Annotated in this window: 13 protein-coding genes; all 13 read right to left on the reverse strand. The window is 36.3% G+C overall.

What is annotated here, in order from left to right:
• Window positions 1–192 precede the first annotated feature (192 nt).
• Window positions 193–2,262, reverse strand: a complete 2,070-nt coding sequence (locus AC2IOM_RS02530) for a type II secretion system protein D (protein WP_486359034.1) — start codon at window positions 2,260–2,262, stop codon at window positions 193–195.
• Window positions 2,249–2,734, reverse strand: coding sequence for a hypothetical protein (locus tag AC2IOM_RS02535; protein ID WP_486359035.1), 486 nt, complete (start codon window positions 2,732–2,734; stop codon window positions 2,249–2,251). Before AC2IOM_RS02535 ends, AC2IOM_RS02530 begins: the two co-directional genes overlap by 14 nt.
• A gap of 1 nt (window position 2,735) precedes the next feature.
• Entirely contained in the window at window positions 2,736–3,284 is a 549-nt protein-coding gene (locus tag AC2IOM_RS02540) for a hypothetical protein (protein WP_486359036.1), read from the reverse strand.
• The gene (locus AC2IOM_RS02545; protein ID WP_486359037.1) at window positions 3,281–4,384 is read right to left on the reverse strand and encodes a hypothetical protein; all 1,104 of its coding nucleotides are present in this window, start codon (window positions 4,382–4,384) and stop codon (window positions 3,281–3,283) included. The genes AC2IOM_RS02540 and AC2IOM_RS02545 overlap by 4 nt, the downstream gene beginning before the upstream one ends.
• Window positions 4,378–5,271: a type II secretion system minor pseudopilin gene (locus tag AC2IOM_RS02550; protein WP_486359038.1), complete on the reverse strand. Its 894-nt coding sequence runs from the start codon at window positions 5,269–5,271 to the stop codon at window positions 4,378–4,380. Before AC2IOM_RS02550 ends, AC2IOM_RS02545 begins: the two co-directional genes overlap by 7 nt.
• Window positions 5,272–5,274: 3 nt before the next feature.
• The gene (locus tag AC2IOM_RS02555) at window positions 5,275–5,967 is read right to left on the reverse strand and encodes a prepilin-type N-terminal cleavage/methylation domain-containing protein (RefSeq protein ID WP_486359039.1); all 693 of its coding nucleotides are present in this window, start codon (window positions 5,965–5,967) and stop codon (window positions 5,275–5,277) included.
• Window positions 5,961–6,371 (reverse strand): type IV pilus modification PilV family protein, encoded by a 411-nt coding sequence (locus tag AC2IOM_RS02560; RefSeq protein WP_486359040.1) that lies wholly within the window; start codon window positions 6,369–6,371, stop codon window positions 5,961–5,963. Before AC2IOM_RS02560 ends, AC2IOM_RS02555 begins: the two co-directional genes overlap by 7 nt.
• Window positions 6,358–6,768, reverse strand: coding sequence for a type II secretion system protein (locus AC2IOM_RS02565; protein ID WP_486359041.1), 411 nt, complete (start codon window positions 6,766–6,768; stop codon window positions 6,358–6,360). The genes AC2IOM_RS02560 and AC2IOM_RS02565 overlap by 14 nt, the downstream gene beginning before the upstream one ends.
• Window positions 6,752–7,951, reverse strand: coding sequence for a type II secretion system F family protein (locus tag AC2IOM_RS02570; protein ID WP_486359042.1), 1,200 nt, complete (start codon window positions 7,949–7,951; stop codon window positions 6,752–6,754). Before AC2IOM_RS02570 ends, AC2IOM_RS02565 begins: the two co-directional genes overlap by 17 nt.
• The gene (locus AC2IOM_RS02575) at window positions 7,951–9,609 is read right to left on the reverse strand and encodes a GspE/PulE family protein (RefSeq protein WP_486359545.1); all 1,659 of its coding nucleotides are present in this window, start codon (window positions 9,607–9,609) and stop codon (window positions 7,951–7,953) included. The genes AC2IOM_RS02570 and AC2IOM_RS02575 overlap by 1 nt, the downstream gene beginning before the upstream one ends.
• Window positions 9,609–10,004 carry a type II secretion system major pseudopilin GspG gene (gspG, locus tag AC2IOM_RS02580; protein ID WP_274760615.1) on the reverse strand — a complete coding sequence of 132 codons (396 nt, stop codon included), beginning with the start codon at window positions 10,002–10,004 and terminating at the stop codon, window positions 9,609–9,611. Before gspG ends, AC2IOM_RS02575 begins: the two co-directional genes overlap by 1 nt.
• 62 nt (window positions 10,005–10,066) lie before the next feature.
• Window positions 10,067–11,218 carry a polysaccharide pyruvyl transferase family protein gene (locus AC2IOM_RS02585; protein ID WP_486359043.1) on the reverse strand — a complete coding sequence of 384 codons (1,152 nt, stop codon included), beginning with the start codon at window positions 11,216–11,218 and terminating at the stop codon, window positions 10,067–10,069.
• A gap of 4 nt (window positions 11,219–11,222) precedes the next feature.
• Window positions 11,223–12,260, reverse strand: a complete 1,038-nt coding sequence (locus AC2IOM_RS02590; RefSeq protein WP_486359044.1) for a nitroreductase family protein — start codon at window positions 12,258–12,260, stop codon at window positions 11,223–11,225.
• Window positions 12,261–12,265 lie beyond the last annotated feature (5 nt).

Consider the following 12,265-nt stretch of genomic DNA (forward strand, 5'->3'; position numbering starts at 1 on the left):
TGCAAATTTAAGTGTAACACTTAAACATGTCAAGTGTTAACTCTTTGTTTTTTGCTTTAGAAGCAGCCAATATTTATTTTTATTTACATTGAGCTTACTTAAAACCTTATTTGCAACTTATTATATTTATACAAATAAATTAGTGGGTAAAAACCCACGAATAAATTAACGATTTATTAGCAATTTATCAAGTTAAAACTTTAGGTTTTGTAAGCCTTTTTTAAAACTTTCAGTGATCATTTTCCAATCTTCAGAACTTTTTACGATTTTTGGTGTTACTAATACTACTAACTCGGTTTTATCTTGCTCTGAGCCATCAGTTCTAAACATATGTCCTAGCACTGGAATATCTCCCAGCAACGGAATTGAGTTTGATGACGTATTATAATTATCACTGATTAAGCCACCCAACATAACAGTTTCACCATCACCAGCAACCACTTCAGTGCTGATTCTACGTTCAAAAACAGAAGGAGAACCACTCAAACTTGGACCAGAGGTAGATACATTAGATATATTCTGCGAGATCGTCATAATCACAGTGCCTTGTGCATTAATGGTTGGTGTTACCGATAAGTCCACACCTGTTTTTCTATATTGAATCGTAGTTGTTTCTCTGTCACCACTAATTGGATCAGAAGTTGTTGCACCAACAGTTGGAATATCATTACCGACATTAATAGTTGCTGAAACCCCATCTCTGACGACCAATGTTGGGCGTGAAAGTACATTTATCATGCCATCGGTTTGATTGAGATTAATATTAAAATTGCCATTTAACCCAACAATTGAATAGCTAAACCCGCCTTCCCCATCAAAGCTAAAGGTATTAGTTTTATTGCCGGCAGAACCATTCCTTATTGCATATTCAACCCCCTTGGAAAAAGAGCCTGTCAAGTTTACTTCTGCAATAACAACCTCCATCATAACCTGTTTGGGCATCACATCGAGCTTCCTAATGATTGGCAAAAGCTCTTGATAATGCTTACCCGTTGAGTGAAATATTAATGCATTGGCTCGCTCGTCTACTACCATATTCATTTTATCACCGGTGATAAGTGATGATTGGCTTGAAGTACTTGAAGTTGTATTTTGGTTTTGCGAAGCTACAGGAACTGATGTACCACCAGTGCTTTGAGTTTGTAATGAATTCCCCCTTTGCTTAGCATTGATTAAAGGTGTCAGCGAAGCTCCTAAATCAGACGCCCTAGCAAACTGTGGATGGTAAATATAAAAGCTTTGCTCACTTCCAGTAGCAGGTTTATCAATTAAAATACTCCAATAGCGAACCCTCTCTAGCACTTCTTCGCTATTAGCAAATACAACAACCTGCCCAAGGTGCTCTATTGGAATGAAGTTTACATTGGCACTTTTTAAATTATCATAGTTTGTACTTATGCCATCTTGTCTTAATAATTCGGTAGACTTATTAATAAACGTATTTGAGTCTATATATTTAAAGCCTACGACTGCAACGCTTTTATTATAAAGTAGCTGACTATCAAAAATCTCAACTAATGAAAGGGCTCGTAATACCTGCTCTCGGTTACCATCAATCGTTAGAAAGCCATCTTCTTCATTTAAATATACTTTTGCTTCTACAAGTGATGATACAGCCGCTCTAATATTGTTAGTAGCTTTATACCTCAAAGGCACTGTATGACTAATAGCGCCTGAAGATAAAGGTACACTTTGCTCCGTTCTACCAAATCCAAATGCCTTTTCAGATTTCATTCCTCTCTTTGGTAAGGGAGAAATAAAATAAACACCTTCGCTACGCTGAATACCAACGCCATTATTAGTTAACACTTGGCTGCTTAGTTTAAAAATATCTTGCGCAGAAACATTATTTTTAATTTCTAGCGTGACAGAAGTTTTATTACTCTTAACTGCAGAGTCAACAACATAAGAAACACCCAATAATTCGCCAAAGGAATAATGTACAAATTCATTTAACGGCATTGCATTAACAGCTAATTTATATTTTGCTTTTTGATCAAATTCTTTAGCCAACTCTAAACCCAATTTAGCAGTTTCTTGCCTTGAATTAGCTAAAACTTCAAACTTTGATTCTGCTTCTGATTCCGTTCTACCTTCAATTTGGTCTTGAACATATTCATTTTTCTTATCAGCTTTAATAAAAGAAGGTGACACTTCTAACGGTTCTGTTTTCTTTGAATTCCCAGGACTAATTAGAGCACACCCATTTAGGCTCATAATTAACCCACAGAAAATAACACTTTTGGTATTAACTTTTATCATTGTACGTACTTTTGAATAATTCAAATTCTATTTTCTTCCCATCATTCATAAAAATGATGTACCTATCGTCCATTTCATTTAACTGAAAACCATCAATAATTTGCTCACCCACGTATACTTTCTTGAACTTAGAATTTTCAGTTTTGAATATGGCAAACGATTTTTCCGGTTGTTGGAAAATTCCCACAAGTGAAAAAACGTTACCATCTAACTCAAAAGCGAACTCGCTTCTTGGTTGTTTTTTTGGGGTATTAGAATCCGCCTGCTTAATAGAGAGTTCATGCTCTTTTTGTATTTTCAACCATTCCGACTCTACGTTTAGTAACTCTTCTTTAAGGCTTTGTGGGAGTTCTAATGTATTGGTATCTAAACTGCTTTCTGAGTTTAATTGCTCTTGGTTATTGCTTTGCAACTGAAACCAAGTGAATACAATTGCAATAACTGAAAATAATATTGCTAATTTATTTATCATTTTAAGCCTTATCTTGCAGAATTGTTAATTCAAGGATACCCGTGATTTTAGTTCTAACGGCTCCATTAATTCTCCTCGCCGTATATCTATAGTTATTTATATTCACGATTGGAAGAAGCGACTCTATTTTTCTACTTGCTTGAATAATGCAAACTGGATTGCCTTGATATCGTAAGTTCAAATTCCATCTATAGAGATGTTCCAAATCAACTTTTCCATTCCAATCGAACGTTTCGACTTCACAGCCCGCTTCCTGTAAGATTCCTTCTACCTGCTTTTGCAATTCTAACTTAAACTCTGACTCACTATTTGATTTATAAAAAAATGATTGTGCACTTTGTAATTCAAGTTTATTGTCAGCCAACAAGCTCGTAATTTGAGTTTCACTTTCAATAACTTTATTGATTTTAGATAATTTTTTTTCATTCAAAGCAATTTGGTTTTGCTGATCTAAAATTGAGTTAAAAATAGGCTCGGTTATATACAAGTAAATGAGTAAAGCACCAAGAGCAATAAAATAATGCTTATACTTTAACAAATCTTTTTTCATTTACTTACTCTCACTACTTTTAGGGTAAACGCGTCTTTCCTTCGAGATTTTCGAATCGGTGTGGTGAAAATGGCACTATCTACGATTTTTGATTCGTTCAGCTTTTCCAGCACTTCTGAAGCTTTGGGAGCAACACCTCTCATTTCGATAAATTCATCATTACCAACCAAGTTCTGTATTTCCATGCCTGAATCAATAGCTATTGATATGATATCCCAATCAGTGTGCTTTCGTTTTATTTTACTAAACTCATTATTCAGAGCCTCTACCTTCCCGCTCAATGAAATAAAGTTTTGACGTTTTTCAAGCACGCTTGAAGCTTCGGAATTTAAAGTTTCTGATTCAGAGCTAATTGCTTCAATGCGTAAATAATTAATACCATATAAAGCTACAAGAAAAAGTGACACAAAACTCAGAGGCGCTAAATATAAAGCATGTATTTTGCTTAAATTTAGAGATTGAGTAAAAAGAACTCTTGACGACCGAGCTAAATTAACTAGCGGCATTTCCTTAAGAAGTTTTTGTAGCAACTGCGCGTAATCTGTATTCGATATATAAACTGTTTGAGTATTATCAGAAAGACCAACGCTCTTAATAAATGTATCAACTGAGTTTAACAAGCCACCTTTATAATCACTAACTCCGCTTTGCAATGGTTTAGCAAAGTATAACTCCCCACCAGGTGTATTAATTGATAAACACTGTTTTTCAGAGCAATGATAGCTAAGAAGCTCTGTTTCAGGTAAAAGAATGGCTGATAAGGGTATGCTATTAAGTACAGTGCTATCAAACGTAATCGTTTTAACGTCAAAGCCATCTATTTGAGAGTTAATTGATATTTTTGAAATAGATAAACCACTCTGAGTAATAGTGTCGAGAGCAAGAATTGAATCCAAATCTTTTTTGCTAACAGATGAATATGACTTACGTACTTCTCTATAATGTTTCTTTGAGACTATAATCAACCTCGGCTGAAAACACTCATCCATGCCCTTGAAGCTATCTAGCCTTAGTAAGTGCTGATTAAAATACCCTACTTTATTACTTATAAATTTGTGTAAAAAAGATAGACGTTCCAATAAGCTTAAATTAATTACCACGATTTGTTCCAAATACGATTACTGAGCACTAGAGGAGATGTATTACTCAAAGGATTAATATCCGCAATAAACTCTTTTTTAAGTTTTGCATTTCCCTCGGAGGCCTCTAATATTACCCTTATTTTACGACCTGTTGCAAAGTTTACATAAATATCTTGTTCAATCCCTGTAAGCTGATAGAAGTCTAGCTCGCTTAAATTGCCTTCCCTTCTTTTATTGATTACATTTCCCGCAACATCTTGATTCACAACCATGACTTTTAACAATTCATCTGGCGCATTAAAAGGGTTTAACCCTTCCGTTAATGTTACAGTAAAAAATTTTCTTAGGTCATCTAATGGAACTATATCACTACCTCTAACTAACTTAACTTCTTCTAAATATTGTAAATAACCGTTCCTTGGAGCAACTAAACCTCTACTCTCGTAGAAAGCTTTTTCGGCGCCATTTAATCTATTTAAATCATCACGATCAATCCAATCTTTTAAGGAGTCTACAAATTCACGTTTTTGAGAGTCAGTCAGCTCATACTGTGACAGAAAACTATCAATAAGATTCTCGTTTACATAATTTAAATTTATTAACCCCTTCAAATCTTGCAATTGAACTTTCACACCATTGTTTAAAGTAAAAGGTGTATTGTGAAAATTCCATTTACTTGCAAGCCCTGAATCTAGATTATTTCTATAAAGAGTTTTTGAAAGAAGTTCAGACAGAATCAAGCTCTCTGCATTCTCAAGTTGTACCCTTAACTTGAACGCAGTCTTGACTTGTTCAGTAATGCCTATCTGTCTTTTCGTATTTTGGGAAATAAACATTGCAAGTAATGTAAGAACAATAGAGATTACTAGTACTTGAATGAGAGCAACACCACTTTGCTTAATCACGTTTTAAGCTCCCGATTCTGAGTACAAAAATAACTTTTTATGAGAATCACTTTTTAAACTTATCTCTAAGAAGTGCTGATTACCAACGAACAAATTTAGTTTCAGAGGCAAAATTTCATTTTCATTAAAGTCATATATTTGAAACACTTTAGGTTGCATAGCCTGTTGAAGCAATTCTAGTTTTAAGTTAGAGCTTTCATATTCAGTCACTGCCTGCCAAGAAGGCCAGCCATAGGCTGTAAAATAACTTTGCTCCTCCAGTTCCATGACAAAAATTTCATGTTGCCAATTTATCTCATCTACACTTGAGTAAATAGGCTCCTTGTTGAGTGACTTTTCTTTATAAAGCAAATTAAACTTATCGTCTTTATTAATTTCTAACTCTGCAATAGCAATACCACTGGAAAAAATTGGTGAAGTTGTTACAAAGCGCACACTTGAGGGAGTTAACGAAAAATAAACTGATGACTTCTTCTTATTATTAATAACAATGTAATCTGTTATGGCATTTATCGACCGATATACCGATTGAAGAGAAACTCCTTTTTGGGCTTGTTGCCAATAATATTGGGTTCTTTTTTGCCAAGAAGATGAATACAAACTATAGGCACTGTAACCTGAAAGCATAACCGCCAAAAGGATACTTGACGCAATAAGTAACTCGATTAAAGTAAACCCTTTGATGTTATTCACCACACAAAAGCCTCAAAGTTAAAGTTCTGGCGGAACCCATCTTGTTCAGCTTGTACACTTATATTGTAGGTATAAAATTTAACAGGGTATGGGGTAGTATCATCAAACTGCATTGGTGGCCTCAAGCTATTTTTTCGACTTGCTTCCCAGTAAAAAGTCCCTCCAGCGATATTTAGCCTACCACTGAGCTCTTTGCTTTGTTGCAAACTACTTGCTCTTACTTTCTCTTTGATTTGGTCTAACGCGATAGGTGCCACCTGATACAAGTTTGTGACAATCGTTGCTTTACGCGAACTCAGAGAAGCAGCAGAAAATATATCAGCCACAACAGCAATTGATGAAAATAAAATAACTGCGGCGATCAACACCTCAATTAGAGTAAATCCTGACGAGTTAGAGTTTTTCATTGTTTTTGTATGGACTAGGAAGAGTATTTGGCAATATTTCATCTCCCTTTATAGTTTCAAAATATTCACGGCTCGATGTACCATTTGAATATATCTCTAATTTTTGAGGAGAAAAAACAAGCTGTTTAAATATATACTCTTTTTTTTCATTTTCCCCTGTTAATAAAATTCTATTTTCAACGAAGTCTAAGTCGAATTTACTACCTGAATAAAACGCTTTGTATTTTAAAGACACAACGAGTTGTTTAACCTTTTCGATTTCCACAAAGCGTTCTTGCTTGCTTACTACATTAGTAACCAATCCACCTGTTAAACTCATAGAAACAGCCATAATAGCAAGTACCACCATTAACTCTATGAGCGAAAAGCCACACTGATTATTAGAGCGGAACATCATTGATTGATACCATACTCATCAACATTGTAATTACAATTCCACCAACAAAGCCACCCATAAACAAGAGCATTAACGGCTCTAACATAGTGGTAAGCTTTTTAATAACTTGTTCTAAATCAGTGCGTGAACGATTTGCAACTTCACTAAAAACACGGGGTAAACGCCCTGTTTCTTCACCTACTTTAATAATCGATAAAAAGAAATCAGGGAAAATACGCGTTTTACTTAATACAAAACTGAGTTGTTTACCTGACTTTAACTGTTTAAGTGCCTGTTTAGCATCACGTTTATAATCAGGGTGTTTTAAGGTTTCTGATGTTAGCTCTAGGGTTGTATCTAATTGCAAACCTGCCTCTAACATCATCGACATACTTTGCGCAAATCGAATACGTTCAGCAGTTGTAATTACATTACCAACAAGGGGTAATTTAGAGCCTGTTACATAAAACCAATTTTTCACTTCTGGTTTTTGTAAGGCATAAACCAGTAAACCGATACCACCAATAACACCACCGACTATTAATAGCTGATAATCGATGAAAAAGTTACTGGTGTTAATGATCATTTGCGTATACCAAGGTGCCTGTTCTAGGTCGGTAAAAATGCCCGCCATTTTTGGCACAATGAAGGTAAGAACAAAATATACCGCCATAATACACACAAAAAAGATCACTGATGGATAAGTGAGCGCAGTACTTATTTGAGAGCGAAGGTCTTTTTGAAACTTTAAATCAGCAGCAAGGCGATTAAGCACTTCTGGTAGATTACCCGATGTCTCACCAATTTTTAATAAACTGATGTACAAAGGGCCAAATAAGTCTTCATGTTTACTAAAAGCATCACTTAACGAATCACCTTTTTTAAGTGAGCTTGCAATTTGATTGAGTAAACGACTAAGGGCTGGATGAGCATTCGATTGGCGAATAATATCAATACCCTTATCAACACGGACACCGCTTTCAAGTAGCAATGATAATTCACTGGTGAAAAACTCTAGCTGATCAAGCGTTACTTTTTGGCCAAATAGATCAGCTAACGTTGTACCTGAAGTAATCGCTTTAAGCTCGATTGGATGCAGCCCATCAGCGACAAGTTTTTGTTGAGCTTGCGGTTTATCATTGGCTTCAATAGTGCCTTGATGACGCGCGCCCGAATTATCTATCGCCTTATACTCAAACTCCATTAGCCCGCAACCCTTAGCACTTCATCAATGGTGGTTACACCTGTAATCACTTTATAAAAGCCATCTTCCATAAGGTTACGACGTTTTAAACTTTCGTTATGTGCTTGCGCTTTTGGAATAAACTGGTCGTTTTTAGGCGTCGCCTTTATTTCATCATCACAGCGCAAATATTCGTTTATTGCAATTCGCCCTTTATAACCTGAGTTATTGCAATGCTCACACCCTACTGCTTTTTGGATAGTTAAATGTTGAATGCCTGCATTCTCAGCAACTCGTTGCAGTGGGTATTTAGCTAACAATTCATTGGCATTTTCGTCCGGTGCTGCACAGTGCTGACATAAACGTCTAGCGAGTCGTTGTGCAACTACAGATACAAGTGCCGCATTTAGTAAAAACTCTTCAACACCTAAATCAAGTAAACGAGTATAAGCACTTGCAGCATCATTAGTGTGCACAGTACTGAATACAAGGTGACCTGTCAGCGCTGATTGAAGGGCGATTTGTGCGGTCTCTTTATCACGAATTTCACCAACCATGATGATATCGGGATCTTGACGAACAATTGAGCGTAGTCCTGCCGCAAAATCAAAACCGATTTCACTGTTTACTTGCACTTGGTTAATACCTTCGAGCTGGTATTCCACAGGATCTTCAAGTGTAATAATTTTTACATCGGGGTTGTTAAGCTCATTTAAGAAGGTATACAGCGTAGTTGTTTTACCTGAGCCTGTTGGGCCTGTTAGTAAAACTACACCAGTGGTTTTTTTAAGATCTTCACCAATTAATGTTTGCGTATCACGTGACAATCCAAGCACCGACATATCATAGCGAATAGAGTCTTTACGCAAGAAACGTAATACAATACTTTCGCCTTCGTTTAAAGGCAGTGCCGATACACGAATATCTAGTTCTTGATTGGCAATTCGCATTTCAATTTTACCATCTTGAGGACGACGCTTTTCGGCGATATCCATACCAGATAATATTTTTAAACGCGTTGTAATTGGCAATTGCATTTTAGGCGCAAGTGAGTCTACTTCATGTAGTACACCATCTATACGATATCGCACTCTAAAGCGACTTTGATAGGGTTCTAAGTGCATATCAGATGCACCACGCGCTAACGCTTTAGTGATAAGTGAATTTAGTAAGTTAACCGTAGGCGCTTCAGATGCGAGTTCTCTTAAACGCGCTTCTTCATCACCTGTTAATTCTTCTATTTCAACATTCGCTTCTGTTTGGCTTTGAATTTCAAAGAAAAAAGCTTGTAGTTGAGATTCAGTAGCAACTAAAACTTTTAATTCAACATTATGCGATAACAAATATTGTGACAGTTCAATACTTAAGGGATCTTTACATGCAAGTGTCCAACAATCCGCGCTAGCTTCTACCAGTAATGCATCATATTGTTTTAACTGTTCATATACTGAAATAGTTATCTGTTCGTTTAATTGCCAGTTTGGGTAATCCTCTGGATCAAAAAGCGAATAACCAAGCAGTTGATGATATAAAGGTGCCAAGTCGTCCTCTGTCAAACACCCCATATTAACCAATATATTCTCTAAACGACCACTGTACCTTTCTTGATAGGTAGTCGCTTTTTCTAAATCGGATTGGCTTACTGCAAACTGCTCAGTAAGTAGCTTTTTAATATCCATCATTGATGAACAACATCCTCACTTTCGCCTTCTCCGCCAGGCTGTCCATCTAGACCATAGGTCATTAACCCATAAGGATTTCCATTTTGACCAGGAACGGTATAAACATAAGGCTTACCCCATGGGTCCATAGGGATTGCTTTTGGTAAATACGGACCATCCCATCCTGGTGCATCACCAGTACGTAACTCTTCTAATTTAGTTGGTACTGTACCCACATCTAAACGATATGTATCGATAGCTGTTTCAAACATTTGCATTTGAGCAACTGCTGTTTTCTTTTTTGATGAACTTACTTTAGAAAAAAGTTTAGGTGCTACTAAAGAACCTAAGAGACCTAAAATAATTAGTACGATTAATAGCTCCATCAAGCTAAAGCCGCGCATCTTTTTCATTTTTACAACTCCCATAAATTCGACTTGGCAGTTTATCAAGGGCGATTGCCTATGTCGATAAGTCACGATTTGATGATTGCAACAACTTGTTGCCACATCTTTTTGTTCTGTAATTTAACTTTTTCAGCGTGTTCTAGACTGACACTTGCCTGATTAGTCAAGTCATTCAAAAACTGGTTCAATTTATTTTTTAATTCATCGGTTTCAAGTTGGAAATCAATCACATTTTCAGTTAAACCATATTCTCCGTAGAGCATCTCGTATTTATGACTCCAACTTGTGGCTAAGCAAGGAACCCCCTGACAAAGTGCACTTACGCAACCATGAAAGCGACTGCTTACTACGGCATCACAGCTGCCAATAAGAGCTTTAATTTCAGTTGAGCTTAAACCATCTATCAAAGCTATTTGCTCACTGCAAATAGCGTCTAAAATTGCGCTGCAAATATCCCTATCTTCTTTGCCTTCATGGTTTAATAGTTTTACAAAAAAACCTTTATCGATAAAAAACTTTGCAGTGTTTATCCAAAAGTCATAATACGCTTTCTTTTGCAGCTCTGCATTCGCGTGATTAAATTTAGACACCATTTTATTGTTAGGAATTAAACAAACAGTCTGCTGCTCTGTTGTGTTAAATCTTTCCACTTCAAGCAATGCTGTAAAGTCAGGACTTTGAAACAATTTATTGCTTTTATTTAATTTTTCACATTCAGCAAACGAAGTATCATCTCTTGCAAAAGTAAGAGCAGTATCGTTGATCAACACCTCTGCAAACTCTTTTAATTCCTCACGCTGAAACGGGCCTAATGCTTGAGGCAATAGAATGTATGGCTTACCAAGCTCTTTAAATCGTTTAATTTCTTTAGCTGTATTTCGCAGATCAGCCAAAGGCCACTGGTCACCATAAGCAAAACCACTGGCATTAAGAATAACATCGACATCAGCCTCAGTTACGATGCCATAGCGCTTAAGAAAATTACGAATTTTCTTTGGTAACTTTGCAAAGATACCCGTCAAATCTATATTGCCACGGCGAAAGCTAAGCTTTTGCCATGCACCTAATTTGGCTCTTTTTACATACGGTAGGTTACGTCCTGGAGAAAGTGTAAGCTGATACTCATCTAGATGTAGGTCCAGCTGTTGCAATATTGCTTCTAACATTAACTCAGCCCCTTTATTCGAGAACTGAACACCTTTAATTTCAATATTTAGCAACAACTTACTCCTTTATATAACTTATCAACTGCTGTGCTGATTTTTTTTCTGAAAATGGAATTCCACCGGAAGGTTTTGCATAACCAATAGCAATAAACATTACAACCCGTTTGTATTGAGGTAGCTTTAGTAACTTGCTAACTTTTTCATCGAGCTTTTCAAGTTCTGGCCAATTAATTGCACATGTAGACAAGCCAAGTGTTTCAGCTGCAAGCATTAATTGCATACTCGCCAAGCCTGAATCAATATAAATAACATGCCTATCTCGATCCATGGGATAGTAAGATTGATCACCAACAACAGCGATTAAACAAGGGATATTGTCTGAAAAACCAACTGTGCCACCTGGCAATTTTGCAACTTTCTTTCTAAAGCTATCACCTTCGATAACAATAAACTCAAACGGTTGGCGATTACATGCACTTGGTGCTTGTGATGCGATAGAAACTATTTCCTCAAGCTTTTCTGACTCAACTGGTTTATTTAAAAACCAACGAGTTGACCTACGAGCCTGGGTTAAATTAGAAAATGATTCAAAGTCGACATTATGTGGTTTACGACTTTCACTTGAGTAAGGCTTTGATGAAATATCAACTCGTGGAGAGGCAGACTCAAAGCGTTGTTTAGCTCGAAGCACCTCTGTATGGGTTGTTTTAACCGCATCAAAGTATTCAATTAAAACAGAGTGAGCCCAGTCTAATTCTGTTGTTGAAAAATCAGCTGATTCACTCGCAAGCAAGTAAACATCGACTGTTTCGAAAATGTAGTCCAAGGCAAACAAATCTCGTCTTGGCTCCATTATCAAGCCTTTTTCTAAGCGATGAATATTTCTGCGTAATAAAGAGCTTGTACCATTTTGAATACCTTCTTTGGCAAAATAAGCAAGTTTAGCCTTTATTAATGCCTGTTGCTCGTAACCAAAACCTCTATCAAAAAAACAATAATATATTCTACAAAGTAAACGAGATTTTGCGGCAAGCGGCCAAATTAACTTCTGGCCTTCAACAATTAAATGTTTAACGAACTTTTTTAGCTGTATCAAAACCG

This window comes from Pseudoalteromonas sp. NS-SX12, from assembly GCF_057367955.1.

Bases quoted from the DNA above. Each gene is read 5' to 3' on its own strand.
- AC2IOM_RS02530 (WP_486359034.1), bottom strand. From the start codon at position 2,262: ATGATAAAAGTTAATACCAAAAGTGTTATTTTCTGTGGGTTAATTATG.
- AC2IOM_RS02535 (WP_486359035.1), bottom strand. From the start codon at position 2,734: ATGATAAATAAATTAGCAATATTATTTTCAGTTATTGCAATTGTATTC.
- AC2IOM_RS02540 (WP_486359036.1), bottom strand. From the start codon at position 3,284: ATGAAAAAAGATTTGTTAAAGTATAAGCATTATTTTATTGCTCTTGGT.
- AC2IOM_RS02560 (WP_486359040.1), bottom strand. From the start codon at position 6,371: ATGAAAAACTCTAACTCGTCAGGATTTACTCTAATTGAGGTGTTGATC.
- AC2IOM_RS02565 (WP_486359041.1), bottom strand. From the start codon at position 6,768: ATGATGTTCCGCTCTAATAATCAGTGTGGCTTTTCGCTCATAGAGTTA.
- AC2IOM_RS02570 (WP_486359042.1), bottom strand. From the start codon at position 7,951: ATGGAGTTTGAGTATAAGGCGATAGATAATTCGGGCGCGCGTCATCAA.
- AC2IOM_RS02575 (WP_486359545.1), bottom strand. From the start codon at position 9,609: ATGGATATTAAAAAGCTACTTACTGAGCAGTTTGCAGTAAGCCAATCC.
- gspG (WP_274760615.1), bottom strand. From the start codon at position 10,004: ATGAAAAAGATGCGCGGCTTTAGCTTGATGGAGCTATTAATCGTACTA.